Origin of the sequence: Kribbella sp. NPDC050124, assembly GCF_044460355.1 — a bacterium.
GTDB lineage: Bacteria > Actinomycetota > Actinomycetes > Propionibacteriales > Kribbellaceae > Kribbella.
On sequence record NZ_JBITJU010000013.1, the window covers coordinates 196,590 to 221,256 of the forward strand.

Below are 24,667 nucleotides of genomic sequence, written 5' to 3' on the forward strand. Positions count from 1 at the left end.
GCAGGATTCTCCCATGACCGATGGCAGTGACGAGCACCAGGAGGCAGTAGTGAACAGCCGGCCGAGTGACCCCAGGCCGCCCCGGGGCTTCTGGTTCGGCTTGGTGGTCGCGATCGTCAAGCCGTTCATGCTGGTGTTCACCAAGCCCGACTTCACCGGGCGGGAGAACCTGCCCCGGTCCGGCGGTGTGGTGTTCGCGCCGAACCACATCTCGCACTTCGATCCGCTGGTGCTCGGGTTCTTCATCTGGGAGTGCCGGCGGATCCCGCGGTTCCTGGGCAAGGCGTCGGTGTTCAAGATCCCGGTGCTCGGCCGGATCATCTCCAGCGCCGGGCAGATCCCGGTGTACCGGGAGTCGGCGCAGGCGGCCGACGCGTTCCGGGACGCGGTCGCGGCCATCGAGCGCGGTGAGTGTGTTGGCGTTTACCCGGAAGGCACGATCACCCGGGACCCGGAGATGTGGCCGATGACCGGCAAGACCGGCGCGGCGCGGATCGCGTTGATGACGGGGTGTCCGGTGGTCCCGATCGCCAACTGGGGCGCGCAGGAGGTCCTGGAGTCGTACACCGGCAAGCTGCGGATCCGGCTGCTGCCGCGCAAGACCATCAAGGTGCGGGCCGGGAAACCGGTCGACCTGAGCGCGTTCGAGGGCAAGCCGATCACCAACCAGCTGTTGCACGAGGCAACCGAGCTGATCATGCAGGCGGTCGCGGACACGCTCGGCGAGCTGCGCGGTGAGACGCCCCCCAAGGAGCTCTACGACCTGCGCAAGGCGCGTGCCAAGGACGCCGAGGACGCCAAGAACGACGGTGAGGAGAAGGCATGACGAAGGTTGCGGTGTTCGGTGCCGGCTCCTGGGGTACGGCGTTCGCCACGGTGCTGGCCAACGCGGGCAACCAGGTGTCGGTCTGGGGCCGGCGTGAGTCGCTCTGCGAGGCGATCAACACCAAGCACGAGAACCCGGACTACCTGCCCGGCATTCGCCTCCCGGACTCGATCACCGCGACCCATGACCCGGCCGCGGCCGCTGCCGGCGCGGAAGCCGTCGTGCTCGCGGTGCCGAGTCAGTCGCTGCGCGACAACCTGAAGGACTGGGCCGGCGTGCTGCCGAACGCTGTACCCCTGGTCAGTCTGATGAAGGGTGTCGAGGTCGGTACGACGAAGCGGATGAGCGAGGTGATCGCGGAGCTCACCGGCGCCGGGCCGGAGCGGATCGCGGTCGTCTCGGGTCCGAACCTGGCCCGCGAGATCGCCGAAGGCCAGCCGGCCGCGTCGGTCGTCGCCTGTGCCGACGAGGGCACCGCGACCCGGTTGCAGAAGTTGTGCCACTCGCCGACGTTCCGCCCGTACACGAACAACGACGTGATCGGCTGTGAGCTCGGCGGCGCCTCCAAGAACGTGATCGCGCTGGCCGTCGGGATGGCGGTCGGCCTCGGCTTCGGCGACAACGCCCGGGCGTCCGTGATCACCCGCGGCCTGGTCGAGATCGCCCGCCTGGGTACGGCGCTCGGCGCGCACGAGCACACGTTCTCCGGCCTGGCCGGGCTGGGCGACCTGGTCGCGACCTGCTCGTCGCCGTTGTCGCGGAACCGGACCTTCGGCGAGAAACTCGGCCAGGGCATGACCGTCGCCGAGATCGCCGGCGCCACCCGGCAGGTCGCCGAAGGCGTGAAGTCGTGCGCGTCGATCTCCGAGCTCGCGCACCACCACGACGTCGAGATGCCGATCGCCGAACATGTCACCAAGGTGGTGGCCGGCGAGATGACGCCGAAGGACATGCTGTTCAGCCTGGTGTCCCGGTCGGCCAAGTCCGAGCGCTGGTGATCGTCCCGGCGGCCTTCGCACGGTCGACCGTCGAGCGCGAAGGCGAGACCGGCCAAGCCTGGCTGGAGCAGTTGCCGGGGATCGTCGAGGACCTGCTGTCTGGCTGGGACTGCGTCGTCGACGGCGCGGCGATGCACGGCCAGGTCGGTGTCGTCGTCCCGGTCCTGGCTCCCGCACCGGCAGTGCTCAAGGTTTCGTTCCCGCACCCGGGCAACGTGCATGAGCCGGACGCGTTCGAGGCCTGGGACGGTCGCGGCGCGGTCCGGCTCTACCAGCGCGATGACGACCGGTTCGCGCTACTGCTCGAGCGGGCGCATCCGGCGAACCTCGCCGAAGGTCCCGATGGTGCCGACGTTGCTGTGGAAGCCGGCCGGCTGCACCGTCGCCTGGCCGTGCCCGCGCCGCCCGGCTTGCCGCGGCTGCAGGATCGCGCCGACGAATGGGAAGCCGAGCTCCGCAAGGACGCTGCGGAACTGTCGCATCCGTTGCCGGACTCGGTGCTGGACGCGGCGGTCGCCGTCATCCACGATCTCGGCCGGGACCAACCGGACATCCTCATCCACGGTGACTTCCATGCGCGGAACATCCTGCGCGCCGACCGGGAGCCGTGGCTGGCTGTGGATCCCAAGGGCTACGTGGGTGATCCGGCGTACGACGGCGCCATGTTCCTCAAGGCCCGGACGCTGGCCTACCTGGAGTCCGACGATCTGATGAAGGAGCTTCGGCGCGAGCTGGCGCTGTTCGCCGAAGCTGCCGAGATCGACCCGGAACGCGTCCGGCTGTGGTCGCAGCTCCACTGCGTGCAGGCCGCGTTGCACGGCAGGCGGTACGGGTTCGGCCGCGCGCGCAGCGGGCCGTTGCTGGACCGGCTCAACGCTCTCGTGGATCAGTTGGCCGTCAGCTGGTGCTGAAGGACGAGCGTTGCGGCGCCTCGGATCGCGGCGTCCTGGCCGGACCGGCTGGTGACCACGAGCAGGTCAGTGGTGGCCAGGGGCAACGATCTGGCATAGATCGCTTCCCGGATGCCGGCCAGCAGGCTGTCACCGGCCTGCGACAGTGAGCCGCCGACCACGATCACCGACGGGTTCAACAGGCTGACGCACGCCGCCAGCACTGTGCCGATCTCGCGTCCTGCTTGCCGAACCGCTGCGGTCGCGGCCGTGTCGCCGGCGCGCACCAGCTCGACGATGTCCTGGCTGCTGCCGACCCCGAGCTGGCCGGCGATCGCTGCGACCGAGGCGATCGCCTCCAGGCAGCCCGTGTTCCCGCACCGGCAGACCTCGTCGTGATCGAGCGCCTGGATGTGGCCGATGTCGCCGGCTGCACCTTGCGCGCCCCGATGCAGCCGCCCGCCACTGATCACGCCGGCGCCGATCCCGGTCGCCACCTTCACGAACAGCAGGTGCTCGACGTCGGCGTACTCGGTCGCATGCTCGCCGAGCGCCATGATGTTCACGTCGTTGTCGACCAGCACCGGTCCGGTGAGTTCTCGGCCGAGTCGCCCCGCGACGTCGTACGAATCCCAGCCCGGCATGATCGGCGGGTGGTTCGGCCGCCCGGTGCTGTGCTCCACGGGTCCCGGCAGTCCGACACCCGTACCGGCCAGATCCTTGACCGACCGCCGCGCGGACTTCAGCAGGGTGCGGCCGATCCGCACGACCTCGCTCAGCACCGTTTCCGGCCCTTCCGCGATGTTCAGCGGCATCATGGACCGGTCGAGGATCTCGCCAGTCAGGTCGGTCAGCGCGACCGACAGGTGCGTCGCGCCGATGTCCGCGGCCAGTATCAGCCGAGCGGCCGGGTTGAACCGGAACCGGGCCGGCGGCCGGCCGCCGGTCGACGCGGCCTCACCCGACGGTACGACGAGACCGGCCGCGACCAGCTCCTCGATCCGCCCGGTGACCGTCGACCTGGCCAGCCCGCTGAGGTCGATGAGCTCTGCGCGGGTCCGCGGTTGCCCGTCGAGGAGCAGACGCAGGACCGCGCCGCTTCCCGCCGTACCGAGATCACTCATGCGCAGGACTTCCGTCGGAGGGGCGTGGACTTTTGCTTGACAGGGTTCAAAAGTGTCACATAGCGTCCTTCGACGTGTCCACCACTGCGCGCAAGCTCCGGGTCGGGATCGTCGGCGGCGGCTTCATGGGCCGCGTCCACGGCAGGTCCGCGCTGGTCGCGGGCGCCCAGGTGGTCGGCGCGATCGGATCAAGCCCTGAGCGGGCCGAGGCGGCCGCGGAGGCGACCGGCGCCGAGCGCGGGTACGCCGACCTCGACGAGCTGCTCGCCGCGGACATCGACGTGGTCCACGTCTGTACGCCGAACAACACACACCTCCCGGTGACGCTCAAGGCGCTCGAAGCCGGCAAGCACGTGATCTGCGAGAAGCCGCTCGCAACCTCGGTCCAGGACGCGGCCGGACTGCACGCCGCCGCCCTGGAGACCGAGCGGGTCGGGACGGTTCCGTTCGTCTACCGCTACCATCCGATGGTTCGCGAGCTCCGCACCCGGATCGCCGAGGGCGAGGCCGGCGTGATCACCAGCCTGCACGGGTCCTACCTGCAGGACTGGCTGGCCGGCGAGGACGACCAGAACTGGCGGGTGGACGACGAGGCCGGCGGTCCCTCGCGGACCTTCGCCGACATTGGGTCGCACTGGTGCGACCTGACCGAGTTCGTCACCGGCGACCGGATCGCCGCGATCAGCGCCCAACTGCGGACCGTTCGGTCGCAGCGTGGGGGCGTCGACGTCCGGACCGAGGACCTGGCCACCGCGCAGTTCCGCACCGAGGCGGGCGTCGTCGGCACGATCGTGGTCAGCCAGGTCGCGGCCGGCCGCAAGAACCGCCTCTACCTCGAGGTCTCCGGGACCGAGTCGAGCTTCGGCTTCGATCAGGAGGACCCCGACCGGTTGTGGGTCGGTCGTCGTACCGCGTCGCAGCTGCTGACCAGGGATCCCGAGACGCTGAGCCCGCCCGCGGCGCGAGTGAACCGGCTGCCGGCTGGGCACGCGCAGGGGTACCAGGACGCTTTCGACAGCTTCGTCGCCGACAGCTACGCCGCCGTACTGGGTGACCGCCCGGACGGCCTGCCCGATTTCGCCGCCGGAGCGCGGTCCGCCCGGCTGATCGACGCCGTACTGCGGTCGGCGGCCGCGGACAGCGCCTGGATCACCGTCGAGAACCCTTAATCGCTGAGGAGCCAGTCAGATGCCACGTCCGATCACGTTGTTCACCGGTCAGTGGGCCGACCTGCCGTTCGAGGAGGTCTGCCAGTTCGCGTCCGAAGCGGGGTACGACGGTGTCGAGATCGCCTGCTCGGGTGACCACTTCGACGTCCAGCAGGCGGTCGAGGACGACTCCTACGTCCAGGGCCGGCACGACATCCTGGCGAAGTACAACCTGAAGGTGTTCGCGATCTCGAACCACCTGGTCGGCCAGGCGGTCTGCGACGACCCGATCGACTTCCGGCACCAGGCGATCGTGCCGTCCCGGGTGTGGGGCGACGGCGATCCCGAAGGCGTCCGGCAGCGGGCCGCCGAGGACCTGAAGAACACCGCGCGGGCCGCGGCCAAGCTCGGGGTGAACACGGTGATCGGCTTCACCGGATCGTCGATCTGGCAGTACGTCGCGATGTTCCCGCCGGTCCCCGCCGAGCGGATCGCCGCCGGCTACCAGGACTTCGCGGACCGCTGGAACCCGATCCTGGACGTGTTCGACGAGGTCGGTGTCCGATTCGCGCACGAGGTGCACCCGTCGGAGATCGCCTACGACTACTGGACCACCCATCTGACCCTGGAGGCGATCGGCCACCGCGAGGCGTTCGGCCTGAACTGGGACCCGAGCCACATGGTGTGGCAGGACATCGACCCGGTCGCGTTCCTGTGGGACTTCAAGGACCGGATCTACCACGTCGACTGCAAGGACACCCGGATGCGGGTCGGCGGTGGGCGCAACGGCCGGCTCGGCTCGCACCTGCCGTGGGGCGACCCGCGCCGCGGCTGGGACTTCTACTCGACCGGTCACGGCGACGTGAAGTGGGAGGACTGCTTCCGGGTGCTGAACTCCATCGGCTACGACGGCCCGATCTCGGTCGAGTGGGAAGACGCCGGGATGGAGCGCAAGGTCGGCGCCGCCGAAGCCGTCAACGTGATCCGGGCGCTCGCCTTCGACAAGCCCGCGGCGGCCTTCGACGCGGCGTTCTCGACGGACAAGTAGGCCGCTCAGCTCATCCCGTATTGCTGCCGGTCGGGCTCGATCAAGGCGATCACCCGCTCCTGCTCGCGCGGGTAGGGCTGGCCGATGTACATCGCCGCAAGCTGGTCCACGATCTCCCAGGCCGCGTCGCCTTCGAGCCACTCGACGACGCGGCCGCGGACGATCACCGGCTCGAACGGGTTGTCGAGCGGAGTCAGCGACAGCGCGACGCGCGGGTCGCGCTGCAGGTTGCGCGCCTTCTGTGAGCCCGGCCCGGTGAGGAACGCGATGCGCTCGCCCACCGGCATGACCCACAGCGGAACGGAGTGCGGCGCGCCGTCGGGAAGCACGGTGGCCAAATGGGCGACCGCAGTCGTCTCGAGCACTCGGCGTACGTCGGGATTCAGCATGGCAATCAGCTCCTGGCGAGAGTTGGTGGAGAGGATCATCGCTGCACCTCGTAGTGGAGGTGCGTGACACCCGGGGCCGGTACGGCGTCGATCAGGCGGAGCCGGATGTGGTCCGGCAGGTCCTGGAAGTACGGGCGGCCGCCGCCGAGCAGGATCGGCAACTGATGCAGGACGAGCTCGTCGACCAGCCCGGCTCGCAGCGCGGCAGTCACAACGCCGCCGCCCATCAGCGCGACGTCCTTGTCACCGGCAACCTTCTTGGCGGCGGCGATCGCGTCCTCGACCCCGGTGGTCACGATCGTCTGACGGTCGCCCGCCTCCGGCGCCGGCCGGTGGGTGAGGACGACGAGCGGCGCGGTCGGGTGTGGGCTTCCGCCGCCGAACGCCTCGGAGTCGTCGTAGGTGTTGCGTCCCGCGAGCGAGGCGCCGACGCGACTGGCGAGGGTGTCGAACAGCCGGGCGCTGGGCTCGCTGAGCTTGAAACCGTCCATCACCCGGCTGGCCGTGTCGCCGTCGAAGTACCAGTCGAAGAGCATCCCGCCGTCGCCGAGCCCATGACCGGCTCCCGGGTCACGACCGGTGATGTAGCCGTCGACCGAGACCGACAGCGCGCTGAAGACCTTGCTCATCGCCGTCCTCCTGATCTGGGGTTCCTTGAAGAGACTCCATGATCGTAGCAGCTGGAGTTCCGTAAGGGAACCCCAACTGTTAGGCTCATTCCATGCAACGCACCAACTTCGGTGAACTCATCTGCTCGATCGCGCGCACCCTCGACGTGATCGGGGAGCCGTGGTCGCCACTCATCCTGCGCGACGTGTGGGTCGGGATGCGCCGGTTCGACGAGCTCCAGGCGGACCTCAAGATCTCGCGCAAGGTGCTGACCGAACGGCTCCAGCACCTCGTCGGCCACGGGGTGCTCGAGCGTCGTCCGTACGACAACCGGCCGCGGTACGAGTACCACCTGACCGAGAAGGGCACCGAGCTCGTCGACCTGCTCATGGTCATGAAGGGCTGGGGCGACAAGTGGCTGGCCGGCGAGGCAGGGCCTCCGGTCCTCTACCGCCACCACGCCTGCGGCGAGATCGCCGACGTCGACCTGCACTGCACCCACTGCGACAAACCCATGCACGCCAACGACGTCGACATCCTCCCCGGTCCCGGCGTCAAGGCGTCATCTGCTTGAGCCGGTGCCGGATCAACCCGTCGAGCCGCTGCCACGCCGGCGACGATGCGTTGATCGTGCTCTGCAGGAGTTGCGGGACAGCAGTGCCAGTCGCCTGCCCAGGCAGGTTGCTGGGGTCGTAGCGCTGGACTGTTGCCTCGACGATGCGGTCGGCGAGCTCGGACAGCGACGGATCGGCCGGGTCGAGGTCGTGGGCCTGGTCGTAGGTGAGGTACAGCTCCTCGAGCGCTGGGTCCGTTAGTGCGTCTGCCTGGTCGCGGAAGAGGTCGCCGGCGATCTCCGGATGCGTCGCGAAGACGACGATCCACAGCTCGCGTTCCAGCTCGACCCACCGGGTGGTGAACCCCCGCTTCTCGAGGTGCTGCAGGTGGGTCTCTACCTCGGCGGGCAGCAGCTTGAGGTCGCCGGCGGCCAGCTTCCGCAGTCGTCGCTGAGTGTCCCGCAGGTCCCGGATCCGCGCGGTCAGGTCGGCATCGATCTGCTGCAGTGCCTCTCCGAGATCGACCTGGTCGAGGTCGCGGATGCGTGCCAGCGGTACGCCTGCCTCGGCCAAGGTCCGGATCCTGACCAGGTCGACGATCGCTTGCGCGCCGTACCGGCGATACCCGGAGGCGTCGCGTTCGGGCTCGGGGAGGAGGCCCTTGGCGTGGTAGACGCGTACGGTCTTCGTCGAGACTCCGACGTACCGGGCGAGCTGTCCGATGGTGAGCACACAGCCATTGTTGACCTTGACCCTGGGGCAATGTTCGACGATCGAGGCATGACCGATTGGGAGACTCTGCGGGCGCTGGCTGACGAGGGCAACGAGAAGGCGCAGGACCGGCTCGCGGATCTGGCTGATCAGCGTGGTGACGTCGAGGTGCTGAACGAGTTGCTGGACGAGGGGTGCGAGCGGGCGGGGGAGCACCTCACTCGTCGTGCGGCCGCGGCCAAAGACCTACTGGAACTTCAGCGGATCTGTGACGCGGGGTACGACGAGGCCGGCGAGGTGCTCGACCGGCTGCTCGGTTAGGCGCGGTCGGAGGCCGAGCCAGACGAGTACGACGCACACGAGGGTCAGCATCACGTCGACCGAGAGGGCAAGGTGGGTGCCCGCCAGGTGGTTGGCCTGGGTGGCGGCGATGGCGGCCAGGACCGGCGTACCGACGGTGCCGCCGACCTCCTGGGTCATCGACGTCAGACCGCTCGCCAGCCCCTGGTCCTCGTCCGCAACGCCCGACGTGCCGGTCACCGTGTAGGCCACCATCGCGGCCACGTGCCCGTAGAACCCGATGAACAGCGCCGGAATCAGCACCACCAGCGCAGTCACCCGGTCGGTGCCGAGGAACACCAGCGGCAGTGTCGCCAGGCCCTGTACCGCCATGCTCACGGTCAGGACGGTGCGGTAGCCGAACCGCCCGATGATGCGCCCGGCAACCACTCCGGCGAACACCGAGGCCACGCCCGGGATGCCGAAGACCAGACCTGTGGCGAGCGGTGACAGACCGAGCGTCTGCTGCAGGTAGAGCGTGGTCAGGAAGATCATCGCGGGCTCCATCGAGCAGACCACCAGCCCCGCGAAGTTGCCCCACGTCACCGATGGCCGCCGCAGGATGTGCACCGGGACCAGCGGCGCCGGCGACCGCCGCTCGATCCGCCAGAACGCCACCAGGAGCAGTACGCCGACGATCGCCGTCGGAAGGCTGCGCTCGATGACGGCATAGATCACGGCCAGCAGACCGCCGGTCACCGTCACTGCGCCCGGTACGTCGAGCCGCGTCCGCACAGCCGCCCTGCTTTCCGCAATCACGAACGGCGCGAGCACCAGCACGGTCAGCGCGACCGGCACGTTGATGAAGAACGCCGCCCGCCAGCCCACCAGGCTCACGAGTGCGCCACCGACCAGCGCGCCAACCGCAAAGCCAGCGGACAGCAACGCACCTCGCAGACCCAACACCCGCTCACGCTTGGAGCCGTCAAAGGTCGTGGTGAGCAACGACAGTGACGTGGGCAGCGCCATCGCGGTCGCCAGCCCCTGCAGCACCCGAGCGGTCAACAGCTGCTCAGCGCTCATCGACAGACCGCCAAGCACGGACGCGCCGGCCAGTAGGACCATCCCGGCCAGGAACAGCCGCCGCCGGCCGAAATAGTCCGCCAGTCGCCCGAACAGCAGCGCGAACCCAGCCGCCGGCAACGCGAACGCCGAAGTGATCCAGGCCAGCCCGTCCGGCCCCAGCCCGACACCCGCACCGGCCTGCGGCAACGCGACGTTCAGGATCGAGAAATCGACGGACATCATGAACCCGGCGCCGAGCAGCACCAGCAGGACCACGCGTTGGCGTGCACTGAACATGAGACGCTCCCACCATTTAGCAACCAATGAGTTGCAACTTTATGGCAACCAATCGGTTGCGTCAAAGGTGGCGGCTGGATCGTGCGTGGGGAGTGGGGTTGTCAGCTCACGCGGGAGCGGCTGCGGGTACGCAGTACCGGGGCGAAGATCGCGAGGCCGGTCGCGAGCACGGTCACCACCAGGAACGAGACCGTCAGGTTGCTGGCCTGCGCGATGCCGCCGATGATCGACGGCGCCACCAGGCCGGAGGCGTACGTGATCGTCGCGACTCCCGCGATCGCCTGGCTCGCGTTGGCGCCGGTGCGTGCCGCCGCGGCGAAGGCGAGCGGTACGGCGACCGCGATGCCGATCCCGATCAGCCCGAAGCCGGCCATCGCCACCGCCGGATGCTGGGCGATCACGACCAGCACGCCGCCCGCGGTGGCGATCACACCGCTCCAGCGCACCGTCCGTACGGCGCCGAACCGGTCGATCACCGCATCGCCGCTGATCCGGGCGATCGCCATCGTCAACGCGAACCCCGTGGTCGCGGCGGCGGCCACGCCCGCGGAACTGTCGAGGATGTCGCGCAGGTACACGGCCGACCAGTCCAGGCTGGCCCCCTCTGCGAAGACCGCGCAGAACCCGACCGCCCCGATCAGCAACGCCGACCGCGGCGGCAACGCGAACCGCGCCGGCGGCTCCTCGTCGTCCGCGGGATGCAGGTTCAGCACGAAGTGGCACACGATGAGACCGATCGCCGTCAGTACGGCGGCGGCCAAAGCGTGATGGAGTTGCGCGCTCATCCCGGTGTGCGCGGCCACGGTTCCGACGGCTGACCCGATCAGTGCGCCGACGCTCCACATGCCGTGCAGACCGGACATGATCGACTTGTCGAGCCGGTGTTCGACCTCGACGCCGAGCGCGTTCATCGCGACGTCGGCCATGCCTGCTGTGCCGCCGTACACGAGCAACGCTGCGCACAGGGTGGGCAGGTTTGGCGCCAGCGACGGCAGTACGAGTGCGAGCGTCCAGAGGGCGAGCAGGCTGCGGAGGGCGTTGCGGGTGCCCAGCGTGTGGCTGACGCGGGCTGCGAGCGGCATCATCAGCGCCGCGCCGAGCGCCGGGAACGCCAGGGCGAGCCCGAGTTGGCCGGCCGAGACCCCGGAGTGTTCCTGGATCCAGGGCACCCGGGTGGCGAACGATCCCGTCACCGCGCCGTGCACGCAGAAGACGGCCGCCACCGCATACCTCGACCGTACGACCAGGTCAGCCACAGGCAAACACTCTCTTTGTTTGATCGAACATCCGGATGGTAGATTTCTGCGCGTGAGGAGTGCAGAACGGCACCAAGTGATCGTAGAACGACTGCGCAGAGTGGACCGAGTGACGGTCCAGGAACTGGTCGAGGCGACCGAGGCGTCCGACATGACGGTCCGCCGCGACCTCGACTTCCTGGCCGCTCAAGGTGTGCTGAAGCGAGTCCACGGCGGAGCTGTGTCTGCGATGCCGTCGGGCGTCGAGCCGCCGTACTCGCTGCGTGCCCAGGCCGCTGTCGCCGCCAAGCAGGCGATCGCCGCAGCCGCGGTCGAGCACATCCACGACGGCGAGACGATCGTGCTCGACAGCGGGACGACGGCGCTCGAGGTCGCGAAGCTCCTCCACGACCGCGCGGTCACGGTCATGCCGCTCTCGCTGCACATCGCGACCGAGTTGGCCGAAGCGCCGCGGATCCGGTTGTTGATGCCCGGCGGGGAAGCGCGCAAGGGGGAGTTGGCCCTGGTCGGCCCGCTGACCATCGCGTCGCTGCGGGCGCTGCGGTTCGACCTCGCCGTACTCAGCCCGTGTGCCTTCAGTCTCGACGCCGGGCTGACCGCCTTCGACCTCGGCGACGCCGAGGTCAAGCAGGCGGCGCTCGACGTCGCCACCCGCACGATGGTGCTTGCCGACGGCGCCAAGTGGGACCGCGCCGCGCTGGCGTACGTGTGCCCGGCCGACCGGCCGGACCTGATCATCACCGACCCGACCGCCCCGGAGGACCAGAGGACGATGCTTGCCCAACGTGGAGTGCTGGTTGAGGTGACCTCTTGACCGCTACCGATCTGCGCCCGCAGACCGCACCGCCAAGAGCCGCTCGCATCGCCACCTGGACCTACTTCGGCCTCAACGGTTTCGCCGTCGGCATGTGGGTTGTCCACATCCCCAACATCGAGCACGCGACCGGGATCACCCACAGCACACTCGGACTGCTGCTGCTCGCCCTCGGTGGCGCCGCCTTCCTCGGCATGCAACTCGCCGGTCCGCTCGTCGACCGCCTCGGCCAGCGCCGCCTGGTCCCGGCTGCCGGTGTCCTGCTCGGCCTCGCGCTGCCCTGGCCCGGTTTCGCGGAGAACTGGTGGACACTCGGCCTCGCGTTGATGATGCTCGGGTTCGCCAACGGCTCGATCGATGTCGGGATGAACGCCCAAGCCGTGGTGGTCGAACGCGGTTACCCGCGCCCGATCATGGCTGCGTTCCACGCGATGTGGTCGATCGGTGGGGCGTTCGCCGCGCTGATCGGGGCCGCCACGCTGCGGGCCGACGTACCGACCAAGGTCACGCTCGGCCTGGCCGGCGTCCTGTGTGTCGTGGTGTCGCTGGTGGTGAGCCGATTCCTGATCGAGGCGGCGCCCGAGGAACACGAGGAGCAGCAGGATCGCGCGAAGCCGCCGGCCAAGCTGGTGTGGGCACTCGGCGCCCTCGCCTTCGGCCTGATGCTCGCGGAGGGAGTCGCCAACGACTGGGCGGCCCTGCAGTTCCGCGACGTCCTCGACACCTCGGTCAGTACGGCGGCCTACGCGTACGGCGCCTTCGCCGTAGCCATGACCGTCGGCCGGTTCCTCACCGACCGAGTCGCGGCCGTGGTCGGTCCGGCAGCGATCGTCCGGTACGGCGCCGCGATGGCGGCGATCGGGCTCACCATCGTCATCGTCGTACCGTGGGTGCCGGTCGCGCTCTTCGGCTGGGCGTTGTTCGGTCTCGGCCTGGCCGGTGGCGTGCCGCAACTCTTCACCGCCGCCGGCAACCTCGACCCGCGCGCATCCGGCGCGTTGATGGCTCGCGTCGTCGGACTCGGGTACGTCGGTCTGCTCGCCGGACCCGCCTTGATCGGCGGACTCGCGCACTGGATGCCGCTGAACATCGCGTTCATCCTGCCGGTGGTGCTGTGCGTGCTGACGTTCTTCGGTGCGCCGGTGCTCAAGTCAAGGTCTTGAGGGCCTGCTCGAGATCGGCCCACAGGTCGTCGGGGTGCTCGATCCCGACGGCCAGCCGGATCAGGTCGTCCGGGATCGTCGGCACCTCGATCGGCCAGCGGCGGCGGCGTTCGAGCATGGACTCGACGCCGCCCAGGCTGGTTGCGTGCACCCAGAGCGCCGTACTCTCGCAGACCCGCTGAGCACCCTCGGCGTCACCGCCGAGCTCGATGGACAGGATCGCGCCGAAGCCGGACATCTGGGCGGCTGCTCTGGCGTGGCCTGGGTCGGACGGCAGGCCTGGGTACCGCACGCGGCTGACGCGCGGGTGTTCGAGCAGTCGCTCGGCGAGGAAGGCGGCGTTGGACTGGGCGCGCTCCAGCCTCAACGCGAGTGTCCGCAGACCTCTGAGGGCCAGCCAGGCTTCCATCGGTCCGGGGATCGCGCCGAGGCTGCGTCGGCGGAGCTCGATCGCGTTCCAGAGGTCGTCGTCGGGGGTGACGACCGCGCCGAGAACGACGTCGGAGTGCCCGGAGATGAACTTCGTTGCCGAGTGCATCACGACGTCCGCGCCGTACTTGAGCGGCTGCTGGAGGAGCGGGGTCGCGAACGTGTTGTCGACGACAACCGTCGCGCCGGCCGCATGTCCGGCCGCGCAGATCGTGGGCAGGTCGGCGACCTCCATCGCCGGGTTGGTCGGCGACTCGATCCACAGCAGGTCCGCGCCGACGGTCGCTGCGACGACCGCGTCGGTGTCCGCGATGTTCACTCGCTCGACGGTGAGGCGGTTGGTTGCGGCTTGCTGGTCGAGCAGCGCGAGTACGCCGGAATACGCGTGCTGCGGCGCCACCACCTTGCCGCCGACCGGCACCAGATCGACGATCGCGGCCACCGCCGCCATCCCCGACGCGAACGTCAGCCCCCGCCCACCTTCGAGCTGCCCCAACGTCTCCTCGAGCGCCACCCACGCATCGTTCCCGAACCGCCCGTACCCCCGATCCCCGCCAGCCACATACGTAGAACTGAACACCGGCGACTGATTCACTGCCGCATTGGCCACCCGCTCAGGACGACCTGCGTGGACAACAACGGTGGATGGATCGAGCTCAGAAGACATACAGCGATTCTCCCGGCACCGCCCCAGCACAAGCCGAGCGCCCCACCAGCCGGCTGCGCCGGGGTCGACACCTCCGCCGCCGGGCTCCGCCGGGGTGCCTCCGCAGAGCGCGGCTCCGCCGGTGCCTGCGTGGTGAGATGGCTGCCTGGCGCGGGGTCAGCTGGGGGCGGTGTTTGCGGATGGGAGGGGGATGCCGCCTCCGCGGAGGAGGGTCATGGCTCGGCGGGCGAGTTCCTCACCTCGGTGGTTTCCGGGTTTTCGACCCAGCTGCGGACGACGGTCTCGATGATGTTCATGGCGATGCCGGCGGACAGGGCGGCGGTGAACTCGACGGATCGGGGGTCGTCGCCGGGCGAGCGCCGTACCAGCTCGTCGGTCAGTTCGTTGCGGAAGCGCCAGATCATCTCGTTGAGGTGAGCGCTGACCGACGCGGTCTGCGCGGCCAGGTCGAAGACTGCGCGCACCCGGTCCGGGTTGCTGTCGAGCTGCTCCAGCACCCGCTCGATCACCGCCTGCAGACCGTCCGGCAGCTCCACGTCGGGCTGCTCGCGAAACCACGCGACCGCACCCAGCAGGCAGTCCTCGACGAACTCCAGGACGAGCGTCTCCTTGGTCGGGAAGTACCGGTACAGCGTGCTCGGGCCGACCTCCGCGGCCGCGGCGATCTGCTCCACCGTGGTCCGGCCGAAGCCGTGGTCGGTGAACAGCTCGAACGCCTTGTCCGCGATCAGCCGGCGGGTCCGCTCCCGCTTCAGTTCGCGCAGTCCCATCTCCACCTCCGCGGGCAGAGTACCGATTCCGGCGTGACCGCCCTCCCCGGCGCCTGGGAGTGATCGGATGACCACGGTGAGTGGGCCACTACGGATCGCGATCTGAAGAGCTCTTAACCGAACCCAGGTCGGAACCTGACCGCGAGGCCGCTACAGTCGAGCCGGTGAGTGAGTACTCGAGGGAACAACGCAAGCCCCGTGTCGCCGTCGTCTTCGGCGGCCGGTCGAGCGAGCACGCCATCTCCTGCGTGACCGCGGCCAACGTGCTGCAGGCGATCGACCGGGACAAGTACGACGTGGTCCCGGTCGGCATCAGCACCAGCGGCCACTGGGTGCTGGAGAGCGGTGACCCGGAGCGGCTGTCGATCACCGACGGCAAGCTCCCGGAGGTCGACGTGACGGCGATGCCGGTGCTGTTCGGCGCGAACCGCGAGCTCGTGGTCAGCGAACCGGGCCAGGTGCCCAACACGCTCGGCGAGGTCGACGTGGTCTTCCCGCTGCTGCACGGTCCGTGGGGTGAGGACGGCACCATCCAGGGCCTGCTCGAGATGTCGGACATCCGGTACGTCGGCTCCGGCGTGCTGTCCAGCGCGGTCGGCATGGACAAGCACTACATGAAGGTCGTCTTTCAGGCGGCGGGCCTCGAGGTCACGCCGTACGTCGTCATCCGCGACCGCGACTGGACCCGCGACCCGGAGGCCAGCCGCGCGGCGGTCGACGCGCTCGGCTACCCGGTGTTCGTGAAGCCGTGCCGTGGCGGGTCGAGCCTGGGGATCAGCAAGGTCAACAGCCTGGCCGAGCTCGACGCGGCGGTCGCCGAGGCTCGGGCCCACGACCCGAAGGTGATCGTCGAGGCGTCGGCGAAGAACCCGCGCGAGATCGAGGTCGGCGTGCTCGGCGGCCTGGACGGCGCCCCGGCCGAGGCCAGCGTGTGCGGTGAGATCGCGGTCTCCGGTGGTGGGCACGACTTCTACGACTTCGAGACCAAGTACCTGCCCGAAGGCGAGGAGTACACCGCCCTCTCCGTCCCCGCCGACCTCCCCGAGGACATCGCAGCCGACATCCGCGCCAAGGCACTGACCGCCTTCGACGCGATCGAAGGCGAGGGACTGGCGCGCGTCGACTTCTTCCTCGACGCCGACGGCCGGGTCGTCATCAACGAGATCAACACCATGCCCGGCTTCACCCCGACCAGCATGTTCCCGCGCCTCTGGGCCGCCACTGGCGTCGACTACCCCGCCCTCGTCGACCGCCTCCTCACCCTGGCCATGACCCGCCCCACCGGCCTCCGCTGAACCCGGTCAGCCTGCCGCGGTCATAGGCGCCTCGCCCGTTCGTAGAGGTACCGCTGCTGCGGCAGGCTCGTGGTCCGGTCGGCCGCCTCTTCGTATGCCGCGCGCGCACCCGCCACGTCCCCGGAGATCTCCAGCAGGTGCGCCCGCACCGCCGACAGCCGATGATCAGACGCGATCCGCTCGTCGCCCTCGATCGTGGCGAGCAACTTCAACCCGTCGTCGGCCCCGCGCGCCATCGCGACCGCGACCACCTGGTTCAGCGCGACCATCGGATTGTCGACCTGTTGCAGCAGAACGTCGTACAACGCAACGATCTGTGCCCAGTCCGTCTCGGCCGCGGTCGGCGCCTCGTCGTGTACGGCAGCGATCGCCGCCTGGAGCTGATAGGGCCCAACAGGTCCCCGAGGCAACGCCGCAGTGATGAGCTCAACTCCTTCCTGAATCAGCTCAGGTATCCACAGCGACCGATCCTGCTCGTCCATCGGAACCAGCTCACCCAGCGGACCGGTCCGCGCCGGCCGCCGCGCATCGGTCAGCAACATCAGCGCGAGCAACCCCGCGACCTCACCGTCGTCCGGCAGCAACCGGTGCAGCATCCGCGCCAGCCGGATCCCCTCCGCTGCCAACTCCACCCGCTGCAGGCTCGGACCCGTCGTACTCGCGTAGCCCTCGTTAAAGATCAGGTACACGACCTTCAGCACCGCGCCCAGCCGCTCGTCCCGGTCTGCCGGTAGTGCGAACCGGGCTCCGCTGTCCTTCACGCTCGCCTTGGCCCGGCTGATCCGCCGCGTCATCGTCGCCTCCGGCACCAGGAACGCCCGCGCGATCTCCGCCGTGGTGAGACCGCCGACCGCCCGGAGCGTCAACGCGATCTGCGACGCCGGCGACAACGACGGATGGCAACACATGAACAGCAGGACCAGCGTGTCGTCGGTGTCCGCCACCGGCTCACTCGGATCCGTCGCCCACTGCGCCACCCGGTCCTCGCGCCGCTGACGTGCCTGCTCACGCCGAAGCAGATCCGTCAGTCGGCGCGAAGCGACCGTGATCAGCCACCCTCGCGGACTGTCCGGAACCCCATCCACCGGCCACTGCTGCGCCGCGGCCAGCAAGGCCTCCTGCACCGCGTCCTCCGCGGTGTCGAAGTGCCCGTACCGCCGCACGAGCGCTCCGAGCACCTGCGGAGTGAGCTCGCGGAGCAGATCCTCGACTGCCGCAGCCATGACCGATCAGTCCACGATCTCGCCGCGACCCTCGATGATCGGCCGGACGTCGGCGTACGCGGTCGCCCGGACGAATTCCGGCGCCGGTGTGTCGCCGAGCCGGGCCGCGATCTCGGTCGCTCGGTCGAACGACTCGCACTCGACGATCCAGTACCCGGCGAGCACTTCCTGGGTTTCGGCGTACGGCCCGTCGGTCACCACCGCGGCGCCATCCCTCGAACCCAGCCGCCGCGTGTGCACCGGCGCCGCCAGCCCGCGGGTCTCGACCAGCTCACCGGACTCGACCAGGTCGTTGTTGAACTTCTCCATGAAGGCGCCCATCGCCGCGAAGTCCTCCGCGGTCCAGGCCGGCTTGCCGGTGTCCTTGCCCGCCATCCCGTCGTAGTCCTGCTGCGACGCGTAGGTGAGGATCATGTACTTCATCGCAATCTCCCGTCGTCCAGGGCACCACCGCGGTGCCGCTCGCCTGGTACGTCGCCCCCGCCGGATCGAACCGGACACCGCCGACGAACTTTTTCGGTTTCGCCTGGAGTATGCCGTTGTCAGGTGCAGGGAGTGATGACTTTGTTGTACCTGTGGACAGCGTCGGAGACGTCGGTCAGGGCGTTCGCTTCCGGGGCGTACTTCGACGGGACCGCGACCTCGAGGTACAGCTCACGGCCGATGGTGGTGAAGATGAAACCGTTCTCGACTTCCTTGGCGAACCAGCCGACGCCGTTCACCTCGAAGCACTGCGACTGCGCCTCGGCCATCCCGGCAGGCGGGTTCACGCCACACGTCACCTCGATCGGCGGATCGCCGTACGCGGTGGTCAGCGGACTGACAGGCTCGGTCTTGCGCCGCTCCGCGTCCAGCACCTTCTGCGGCAGTGCCTTCACCAGCGGCTCACAGGCCGCGGCGACCTCGGGGGCGGCAGACGGTACGGCGACGGGCGCGGGACCCGGGCTGCACCCGGCCAGCACGATCAGGCCGAGTGCAGCGAACAGGACTTTGGGCATGCGAAAGAAGGGCGGAGCCCCGAGGCGCTCAGATGTGGACGACGGGGCAGGTCAGGGTACGGGTGATGCCGGGCACGTTCTGGACCTTGGCAACCACCAGCTTGCCGAGCTCGTCGACGTTGCGGGCTTCGGCGCGCACGATCACGTCGTACGGACCGGTGACGTCCTCGGCCAGGGTGACGCCCTGGACCTCGGCGATCTGTGCCGCGACGTCGGCAGCCTTGCCGACCTCGGTCTGGATCAGGATGTAGGCCTGGACCACCACGTCGTTCTCCACTCAGTCGTCCTCAGCGGGCACCGGCCGTGCTCTGCAGGGGTACTGCGAGACGGCCGGGCGTACTCTTCGTTGCCCGGTCACGGTACCGCCTAGACTCCGGTTGGCGATATGGGAGGTCTGCTGACGTGACAGAGACGTTGGGGAGCACGGGTGAGTTCGGCCTGATCGCGGCCGTCACCAAGGGGCTGTCCACAGGTGAGGACGTCCTGGTCGGGCCGGGTGACGACGCGGCCGTGGTGGCGGTGCCGGACGGCCGGATGGTGATCACGACCGACCTGCTGGTGGAAGGCAGGCACTTCCGCCAGGACTGGTCGTCTGCGTACGACGTGGGCCGCAAGGCAGCCGCGCAGAACCTGGCCGACATCATGGCCATGGGCGCCAGACCGACCTCGCTCGTGGTCGGGTTCGGCGCACCCGCGGACCTCCCGACCGCGTGGGCGCTGGAGCTCAACCAAGGCCTGGTCGACGAGGCCGAGCTGGTCGACGTGAGCATCGTCGGCGGCGACACTGTGCAGTCGGACAAGATCGTTGTGTCGGTGACAGCGTTCGGCTCGCTGGACGGCCGTCCGCCGGTACTGCGCTCCGGCGCGCGCCCCGGGGACGAGGTCGCCTACATCGGGCGGCTCGGGTGGGCCGAAGCGGGCTGGGCTGTGCTCGCGCGCGGGTTCCGCTCGCCGCGCGCCGTGGTCGAGGCGCATCGCCGGCCGCAACCGCCGTACGCCGAAGGACCTCGCGCCGCCCAGTCCGGTGCGTCGTCGCTGTGTGACGTCAGCGACGGGCTGCTCGCCGACCTCGGGCACATCGCCGTGGCGAGCCAGGTGGCTATAGACGTGCACTCGCAGGCGTTGACTGTGCCCGAGCCGTTGCAGGCGGTGGCCGCCGCTACCGGTGTGGACGCGCTCAAGTTCGTGCTGACCGGCGGCGAGGACCATGCGCTGGTCGGCACCTTCGAGCCCGCCGACGTGCCCGAGGGCTGGACCGTCATCGGTTCAGTTGCAGAAGGCAACGAGGACCGCCCGGCCGGAACCGTGACCGTGGACGGAGCGGCGTACGCCGCCGAGTCCGGTCACGCTCACTTCAGGAGTTGAGATGCTGCCCAGAGTGCTGACGATCGCCGGATCTGACTCCGGCGGTGGCGCCGGGATCCAGGCGGATCTGAAGGCGATGCTGGCCAACGGCGTGCACGGGATGAGTGTGCTGACCGCGATCACCGCGCAGAACAGCCTCGGCGTGCAGGGCGCGTGGGAGCTGCCGGAGGAGCAGGTCCGGGCGCAGTTCCGCAGTGTGGTGGACGACATCGGAGTCGATGCGGTCAAGACCGGCATGCTGGCTTCCGCGTCGATGGTCCGCGTGGTCGCCGACCTGCTGCGCACGCTGCCTCCGTCCGTGCCGGTCGTGGTCGACCCGGTGTCGGTGTCGAAGCACGGCGACGCGTTGCTGGCTGCCGATGCGATGGACGCCGTACGATCGGAGATCGTGCCGCTGGCAACCGTCCTGACGCCGAACCTCACCGAGCTCGGACCGGTCGCCGGCATGGAGTTGGAGACCGTGGAGGACCGCGAGCTCGCCGCGAAGCTGCTGCTGGACGCAGGCGCCGACTGGGTGCTCGTCAAGGGCGGCCACGACCCGGGTGCGGCGTCCGTCGACGTGCTGCACGGTGACGGCGTACGGCGGGCCTACAGCGCCGTACGCGCCGACAACAGGCACACCCATGGGACCGGATGCACGTTGGCCAGCGCGATCGCGTCGTACCTTGCGCGCGGGTACGACGTACCCGGTGCAGTGGGGGCGGCGAAGGAGTATGTGACCGGGGCGATCGTGGCCGGGTTTGCGCTTGGTGGTGGAATCGGTCCGGTCGATCACGCCTGGCGATTTCGAGGGAGTAGCAGTTGAGCAAGCAGCAGCCGCCGGTTGACGGGTACTGCGAGCAGTGTGGGTTCAACTACGACACAGGTGACCTGCAGGGCACGGTGACGTTGCTCATCCGGCAGGCGGCCGACTGCAGCATGGCGCTGACGAAGGCGGCGGCCGGTCCGGACCCTGACGTCGTACGGCTGCGGCCGGAGCCCGACGTGTGGTCGGCGATCGAGTACGCGTGCCACGTGCGCGACGTACTGGAGGTGCAGCGGCAGCGGATCGCGCAGTGCCTGGCCGAGGACCGGCCGGTGTACGCGCCGATGGACCGGACCGGTCGAGTGAAGCAGGCCAAGTACGAGGACCAGGACCCGATGGAGGTCGCTGCCGCCCTGGTGCGGTTCGCCCGCGAGTTCGGTGCGGCTGCACGCGTGCTCACGCCGCCGCAACTGGGCAAGCTGGGGCTCTACAACTACCCGGTGCGGGCGCCGCGGACACTGGGCTGGATCATCCGCCACACCGCGCACGAGATTCAGCACCACCGCCACGACATCACCACGATCCTGGCGAAGGTGGAGCCGCCCATCGTGCCCAAGGCGCCGGCCGAGGAGGTCAGCGCTGACGAGGCTGATGAGGTCAGCGTCGATCAGCCCAGCTAGCGATCGACGGCTCGGTCGTCAGGTGGTCGAGGGCCAGCGCTGCGGCGCCACGCAGTGGACCGTCGGGCTGGTGCGTGGCTGAGAGGACCGGCGGGGGAGAGGCCCGATGGAAGTTCATCAGTCCAGCTCGGTATGCCTGCTCGAAGGTTGACTCGGCTGCCGCCCGGAGCGGGATCGCCAGACCGCCCACGGTGACTACCTCCGGGTCATGCGCGTTGACGAGACCTGCGATGCCTGTGGCGAGTGCAGTCACCACTCTGGCGACCGCACGGCTCGCAGCACGGTCAGTACGATGTAGCACGGCCTCTGCGTAGCCATACGGGTCATCAGGTGCTGGCTCCTTGAGGTGACGAGCCAGTGCGCGTCCGTCAATCTCCAGGTCCCAGCAGCCGCGTGCACCGCACGGACACTGCCGTCCACGGTCGCCGAACGGGATGTGCCCGTACTCGCCACCCGCTCCGGACGCGCCCTGTGCCGGTACGCCGTCGATCAGCAACGTGCCGCCGATGCCGACCTCGACGATGAGGTGCAACGCCGTACCCGCGCCGGCGGCGGCACCCGTGCGAGCCTCCGCCACACCACTCAGCGTTGCGTCGTTGCCGACTAGCAACGGGAGGTCTGTGATGGTCTGCAGGTCCACTTCGGCCCAGCCGAGAGTGGGCGCCTGCATCAGGCGGTTGTCACGGATGGTGCCGGCTGCTGCCAGGCTGACGACTTGCAGGCGATCGCCGTACTGCTCCTGCACCTGCAGCACCGCCTTGTGCAGGTTGCCGAGCACGACCTGCGGTCTCCGACTTCGGTGCCGCTTGGACTGCTGCTGCACGAACGAGCCGTCGAGGGCGACCACGGCGCTCCGCCAGCTGCCCTGGCGCAGATCCAGTGCAAGCACCACAGGGCCGCGCGGATGCGCCCGCAGGACAGTAGTGGGCCGCCCACGTCCCTGACTGGGCGCCGGGACCTCTGTGAGCAGCTGCACGTCGCGCAGCCGGGCAGTGACCTCGGTCGCCGAGCTGGTGCTCAGCCGCAACTCCCGCGCAACCGCAGCGCGTGTGATCCCGGGCCGACGGCTCACCCTCGCGAGTACGTCGGCAGCGGTCTGCCACTGCCCCCGGCGGACACCTGTCGTCATGCCATGGTTCTACCTTATGCTCGGAGAACGAGTTTAATGGAGGGGTGATGGGGATCCGCGACATCCGCGCCGTGCTGTTCGACATGGACGGCACACTGGTCGACTCCGACGCCGCCGTGGAGCGTGCGTGGACGGTCTGGTCGGGGGAGTACGACGTACCGGCGGCCGACGTACTCGCCATCGCTCACGGCAGCCCGGCCGAGTCCACCGTCGTACGCATGCGCCCGGATCTGTCAGCGGCCGATCAGGCGGCGGCCGCGGCCAGGCAGCTGGAGCTCCAGTACGACGACCTGTCCGATGTGACCGCGACACCGGGTGCCGTCGAGGTGCTCGGTGTGCTGGATCGGCTCGGCCTCCCGTGGGCTGTCGTCACCAGTGCGGACAACCGGTTGGCGAAGGTGCGGCTGGCTGCTGCTCGTGTGTCACCACCAGTGTTGGTGACCGTTGAGGACATCAGTCGGGGCAAGCCGGACCCTGAGGGGTATCTGCATGCTGCTGAGCTCCTCGGCGTACCGCCTCAGCAGTGTCTGGTCGTGGAGGACGCAGCGGTCGGCCTGGCGGCTGGTCGCGCGGCAGGAGCCGTGACCGCAGGTCTAAAGGGTCTGGAGGCGGACATCCGGCTGACCGACCTGCACCAACTCGCCGACCTGATCAGCAGTGCCCGGACGGAGGGCGCGGGGTCTGACGACCTGACCGCCGGATGACCGGGCGGGCAGACGAGGTCCGGATCGGTGTCGGGCTCTCGTCCATGGGGTACCTGCTGGCCGGGCTGGGTGCCTGCATCGCGCTGCTCGCACGCGACCTGAGCGAGTCCACCGGACGACTCGCGCTGCTGTCGTCGGCGTTCGCAGTGGGGCTGGTCGTGGTCGCTGTGGTGGGCCCGATGCTGCTGCGGTCGTTGGCGCTGATCACCGTGCTGCGTGTTGGGTCGCTGGTGTGCGCAGCCGGCGCTGTGCTGCTGGCGCTGGCGCCTGCGTACGGCGTGGCGGTCGCAGGCGGGCTGTGTATCGGACTGGGTGGAGCACTGCTCGTTCTGGTTGCTCCGCTGGTGTTGCACGGCCCTACGGCTGCGTCGCGTTTGAGTCGGGTCAATGCGGTCGCCAGTGCGACCGGGATCCTGGCGCCGCTTGCGATCGGGGCGGTCGACTCTGTTGGTCCTACGGGTCGGTTGGCGCTGCTGGCCGCCGTACCGCCGCTTGTCGCCCTCGCGATATTCAAGGGTCCTGTCGAGTCGCGCCCTGACGAGCCAGCTTGTGAATCGAGTGGCACTGCGACTCTGGCGGTCGCTCTGGGGTGGCTGCGCGTGGTGCTGGCGGTCGGCGCCGAATTCTGCTTCGTCGTGTGGGCAGTCGCGCGGCTGGCGGCTACGGGCTTGCCGATGGCGACAGCGGCGTTGCTGGGCAGCGCGTTCCCCATCGGCATGGCGGTCGGCCGCGCGATCGGGCCGATCCACGTGCGCGGCCTGTCTCCCGTCGTACCCGGTGGCCTGCTCGCGATCGGCGGCACTCTGCTCGTCAGCCTCTTCGACACCCCCACCGCGGTCACCATCGGTCTAGTCCTGGCCGGCACTGGCGTAGCCCCTCTCTACCCGGTCACGCTCGCTGCGCTCGTCGCCACCCCGGGCCCCAACCCCACCCGCCTCTCAGCCATCGGCGCTCTTGCTTCCGGGACCGCCATCCTCATCACCCCCGCAGCGCTGGCCCTCCTTGCCCGCGCCGTCCCCCTCCGCATGGCCTACCTGATCGCCGTGCCCCTGCTCGTCCTCCTGATCGCCCTCAGCCCGCGCGCACACCGCCGTGAGCCCCGCCACTCCGCCCCGACGGACGCCCGCGGACTGGCTCACCAGCACCCGTCGATCGACGGCCTCCCCGCCCGAACCGACTAACCCACAGCCGGAGTCCACCCGGACAGCCGCCGCCACACGGCTCGACAAGGCACCCCGTCTGCATACCCGCTTTGGGAGCGCGGCTTGATGTGACGTTTCCCCTTGTGGATAACAGATTCCAGCCACAACCGAGTTGGAATCAACTCACGCCATGCCATAGAATCAAACACATGTTCGAAGGAGATCTCACCACCCTGGTGACCGCCGACCTGCTGGAATCGGCCGCCGCGCACCGCGCCGAGGCCAACCGCCTCGACGCCCGCCTCCTCGAACACGCCCAGCTCTACGCCGACCACCACCACCCCGACGC

The 24,667-nt window shown here is 69.3% G+C and carries 28 protein-coding genes; 15 read left to right on the plus strand and 13 right to left on the minus strand.

Features of this window, described 5'->3' with window-relative positions:
* The first annotated feature begins 13 nt into the window (after window positions 1-13).
* Genes ACIBL3_RS27925 through ACIBL3_RS27935 form a run of 3 tightly spaced genes read left to right on the plus strand, consistent with a single transcriptional unit; the run spans window position 14 to window position 2,735 of the window.
* Window positions 14-826: a lysophospholipid acyltransferase family protein gene (locus ACIBL3_RS27925; protein ID WP_396356565.1), complete on the plus strand. Its 813-nt coding sequence runs from the start codon at window positions 14-16 to the stop codon at window positions 824-826.
* Window positions 823-1,824 (plus strand): NAD(P)H-dependent glycerol-3-phosphate dehydrogenase, encoded by a 1,002-nt coding sequence (locus ACIBL3_RS27930; RefSeq protein WP_396356566.1) that lies wholly within the window; start codon window positions 823-825, stop codon window positions 1,822-1,824. The genes ACIBL3_RS27925 and ACIBL3_RS27930 overlap by 4 nt, the downstream gene beginning before the upstream one ends.
* Window positions 1,821-2,735 (plus strand): aminoglycoside phosphotransferase family protein, encoded by a 915-nt coding sequence (locus ACIBL3_RS27935; RefSeq protein ID WP_396356567.1) that lies wholly within the window; start codon window positions 1,821-1,823, stop codon window positions 2,733-2,735. The genes ACIBL3_RS27930 and ACIBL3_RS27935 overlap by 4 nt, the downstream gene beginning before the upstream one ends.
* Here the strand turns inward: ACIBL3_RS27935 and ACIBL3_RS27940 are convergent.
* On the minus strand, window positions 2,711-3,838 hold the full coding sequence (locus ACIBL3_RS27940; RefSeq protein WP_396356568.1) for an ROK family protein: 1,128 nt from the start codon (window positions 3,836-3,838) through the stop codon (window positions 2,711-2,713). The genes ACIBL3_RS27935 and ACIBL3_RS27940 overlap by 25 nt on opposite strands.
* A 74-nt stretch (window positions 3,839-3,912) precedes the next feature.
* On the opposite strand from ACIBL3_RS27940, the gene ACIBL3_RS27945 reads away from it, so the two are divergent.
* Together ACIBL3_RS27945 and ACIBL3_RS27950 are read left to right on the plus strand one after the other, a co-directional pair.
* Window positions 3,913-5,007 carry a Gfo/Idh/MocA family protein gene (locus tag ACIBL3_RS27945; RefSeq protein ID WP_396356569.1) on the plus strand — a complete coding sequence of 365 codons (1,095 nt, stop codon included), beginning with the start codon at window positions 3,913-3,915 and terminating at the stop codon, window positions 5,005-5,007.
* 19 nt (window positions 5,008-5,026) lie between these two features.
* Window positions 5,027-6,034, plus strand: a complete 1,008-nt coding sequence (locus tag ACIBL3_RS27950) for a sugar phosphate isomerase/epimerase family protein (RefSeq protein ID WP_396356570.1) — start codon at window positions 5,027-5,029, stop codon at window positions 6,032-6,034.
* Window positions 6,035-6,039: 5 nt separating this feature from the next.
* Here ACIBL3_RS27950 and ACIBL3_RS27955 read toward each other — a convergent pair whose 3' ends face one another.
* Both ACIBL3_RS27955 and ACIBL3_RS27960 read right to left on the minus strand, forming a co-directional pair.
* A complete protein-coding gene (locus tag ACIBL3_RS27955; RefSeq protein ID WP_396356571.1) occupies window positions 6,040-6,462 on the minus strand; it encodes a PPOX class F420-dependent oxidoreductase in 423 nt (140 codons plus the stop codon).
* Window positions 6,459-7,052 (minus strand): dihydrofolate reductase family protein, encoded by a 594-nt coding sequence (locus tag ACIBL3_RS27960; protein WP_396356572.1) that lies wholly within the window; start codon window positions 7,050-7,052, stop codon window positions 6,459-6,461. The genes ACIBL3_RS27955 and ACIBL3_RS27960 overlap by 4 nt, the downstream gene beginning before the upstream one ends.
* Window positions 7,053-7,144: 92 nt before the next feature.
* On the opposite strand from ACIBL3_RS27960, the gene ACIBL3_RS27965 reads away from it, so the two are divergent.
* Window positions 7,145-7,606 (plus strand): winged helix-turn-helix transcriptional regulator, encoded by a 462-nt coding sequence (locus ACIBL3_RS27965; protein ID WP_396356573.1) that lies wholly within the window; start codon window positions 7,145-7,147, stop codon window positions 7,604-7,606.
* Here the strand turns inward: ACIBL3_RS27965 and ACIBL3_RS27970 are convergent.
* Entirely contained in the window at window positions 7,587-8,318 is a 732-nt protein-coding gene (locus ACIBL3_RS27970; protein WP_396356574.1) for a MerR family transcriptional regulator, read from the minus strand. The two genes, ACIBL3_RS27965 and ACIBL3_RS27970, sit on opposite strands and share 20 nt — an antisense overlap.
* 48 nt (window positions 8,319-8,366) lie before the next feature.
* Between ACIBL3_RS27970 and ACIBL3_RS27975 the strand changes: the two genes are divergently transcribed.
* Window positions 8,367-8,618 (plus strand): hypothetical protein, encoded by a 252-nt coding sequence (locus tag ACIBL3_RS27975; RefSeq protein WP_396356575.1) that lies wholly within the window; start codon window positions 8,367-8,369, stop codon window positions 8,616-8,618.
* On the opposite strand, the gene ACIBL3_RS27980 is transcribed toward ACIBL3_RS27975, so the two are convergent.
* Both ACIBL3_RS27980 and ACIBL3_RS27985 read right to left on the minus strand, forming a co-directional pair.
* Complete coding sequence (locus tag ACIBL3_RS27980; protein ID WP_396356576.1) at window positions 8,544-9,938, minus strand: MFS transporter; 1,395 nt, start codon at window positions 9,936-9,938, stop codon at window positions 8,544-8,546. The genes ACIBL3_RS27975 and ACIBL3_RS27980 overlap by 75 nt on opposite strands.
* Before the next feature lie 101 nt (window positions 9,939-10,039).
* Complete coding sequence (locus tag ACIBL3_RS27985; protein ID WP_396356577.1) at window positions 10,040-11,194, minus strand: MFS transporter; 1,155 nt, start codon at window positions 11,192-11,194, stop codon at window positions 10,040-10,042.
* Between the two features lie 76 nt (window positions 11,195-11,270).
* Here ACIBL3_RS27985 and ACIBL3_RS27990 point away from each other — a divergent pair, with 76 nt between their 5' ends.
* Together ACIBL3_RS27990 and ACIBL3_RS27995 are read left to right on the plus strand one after the other, a co-directional pair.
* Window positions 11,271-12,008 (plus strand): DeoR/GlpR family DNA-binding transcription regulator, encoded by a 738-nt coding sequence (locus tag ACIBL3_RS27990; RefSeq protein ID WP_396356595.1) that lies wholly within the window; start codon window positions 11,271-11,273, stop codon window positions 12,006-12,008.
* Window positions 12,005-13,171 (plus strand): MFS transporter, encoded by a 1,167-nt coding sequence (locus tag ACIBL3_RS27995; protein WP_396356578.1) that lies wholly within the window; start codon window positions 12,005-12,007, stop codon window positions 13,169-13,171. Before ACIBL3_RS27990 ends, ACIBL3_RS27995 begins: the two co-directional genes overlap by 4 nt.
* Here ACIBL3_RS27995 and ACIBL3_RS28000 read toward each other — a convergent pair.
* Entirely contained in the window at window positions 13,155-14,267 is a 1,113-nt protein-coding gene (locus ACIBL3_RS28000; RefSeq protein WP_396356579.1) for a trans-sulfuration enzyme family protein, read from the minus strand. The two genes, ACIBL3_RS27995 and ACIBL3_RS28000, sit on opposite strands and share 17 nt — an antisense overlap.
* 212 nt (window positions 14,268-14,479) lie before the next feature.
* The gene (locus ACIBL3_RS28005; protein WP_396356580.1) at window positions 14,480-15,037 is read right to left on the minus strand and encodes a TetR/AcrR family transcriptional regulator; all 558 of its coding nucleotides are present in this window, start codon (window positions 15,035-15,037) and stop codon (window positions 14,480-14,482) included.
* A gap of 164 nt (window positions 15,038-15,201) precedes the next feature.
* Between ACIBL3_RS28005 and ACIBL3_RS28010 the strand changes: the two genes are divergently transcribed.
* On the plus strand, window positions 15,202-16,332 hold the full coding sequence (locus ACIBL3_RS28010) for a D-alanine--D-alanine ligase family protein (RefSeq protein WP_396356581.1): 1,131 nt from the start codon (window positions 15,202-15,204) through the stop codon (window positions 16,330-16,332).
* A gap of 20 nt (window positions 16,333-16,352) precedes the next feature.
* Here ACIBL3_RS28010 and ACIBL3_RS28015 read toward each other — a convergent pair whose 3' ends face one another.
* From ACIBL3_RS28015 to ACIBL3_RS28030, 4 genes are all read right to left on the minus strand, one after another.
* Entirely contained in the window at window positions 16,353-17,555 is a 1,203-nt protein-coding gene (locus ACIBL3_RS28015) for an RNA polymerase sigma factor (RefSeq protein ID WP_396356582.1), read from the minus strand.
* Window positions 17,556-17,561: 6 nt separating this feature from the next.
* On the minus strand, window positions 17,562-17,978 hold the full coding sequence (locus ACIBL3_RS28020) for a YciI family protein (RefSeq protein WP_396356583.1): 417 nt from the start codon (window positions 17,976-17,978) through the stop codon (window positions 17,562-17,564).
* Window positions 17,979-18,097: 119 nt separating this feature from the next.
* Complete coding sequence (locus ACIBL3_RS28025) at window positions 18,098-18,553, minus strand: DUF3515 domain-containing protein (protein ID WP_396356584.1); 456 nt, start codon at window positions 18,551-18,553, stop codon at window positions 18,098-18,100.
* 28 nt (window positions 18,554-18,581) lie between these two features.
* On the minus strand, window positions 18,582-18,815 hold the full coding sequence (locus ACIBL3_RS28030; RefSeq protein ID WP_040455366.1) for an Lrp/AsnC family transcriptional regulator: 234 nt from the start codon (window positions 18,813-18,815) through the stop codon (window positions 18,582-18,584).
* A 140-nt stretch (window positions 18,816-18,955) separates the two neighbouring features.
* Between ACIBL3_RS28030 and ACIBL3_RS28035 the strand changes: the two genes are divergently transcribed.
* From ACIBL3_RS28035 to ACIBL3_RS28045, 3 genes are read left to right on the plus strand one after another with little or no spacing between them, the layout of a single operon-like run.
* Complete coding sequence (locus tag ACIBL3_RS28035) at window positions 18,956-19,918, plus strand: thiamine-phosphate kinase (protein WP_396356585.1); 963 nt, start codon at window positions 18,956-18,958, stop codon at window positions 19,916-19,918.
* Window position 19,919: 1 nt separating this feature from the next.
* The gene (thiD, locus tag ACIBL3_RS28040; RefSeq protein WP_396356586.1) at window positions 19,920-20,723 is read left to right on the plus strand and encodes a bifunctional hydroxymethylpyrimidine kinase/phosphomethylpyrimidine kinase; all 804 of its coding nucleotides are present in this window, start codon (window positions 19,920-19,922) and stop codon (window positions 20,721-20,723) included.
* Window positions 20,720-21,343: a DinB family protein gene (locus ACIBL3_RS28045; RefSeq protein ID WP_396356587.1), complete on the plus strand. Its 624-nt coding sequence runs from the start codon at window positions 20,720-20,722 to the stop codon at window positions 21,341-21,343. Before thiD ends, ACIBL3_RS28045 begins: the two co-directional genes overlap by 4 nt.
* Here ACIBL3_RS28045 and ACIBL3_RS28050 read toward each other — a convergent pair.
* Window positions 21,321-22,472, minus strand: a complete 1,152-nt coding sequence (locus tag ACIBL3_RS28050) for an ROK family transcriptional regulator (RefSeq protein ID WP_396356588.1) — start codon at window positions 22,470-22,472, stop codon at window positions 21,321-21,323. The two genes, ACIBL3_RS28045 and ACIBL3_RS28050, sit on opposite strands and share 23 nt — an antisense overlap.
* A 47-nt stretch (window positions 22,473-22,519) precedes the next feature.
* On the opposite strand from ACIBL3_RS28050, the gene ACIBL3_RS28055 reads away from it, so the two are divergent.
* A complete protein-coding gene (locus ACIBL3_RS28055; RefSeq protein ID WP_396356589.1) occupies window positions 22,520-23,176 on the plus strand; it encodes an HAD-IA family hydrolase in 657 nt (218 codons plus the stop codon).
* Complete coding sequence (locus ACIBL3_RS28060) at window positions 23,173-24,357, plus strand: MFS transporter (protein ID WP_396356591.1); 1,185 nt, start codon at window positions 23,173-23,175, stop codon at window positions 24,355-24,357. Before ACIBL3_RS28055 ends, ACIBL3_RS28060 begins: the two co-directional genes overlap by 4 nt.
* Window positions 24,358-24,667: the final 310 nt, after the last annotated feature.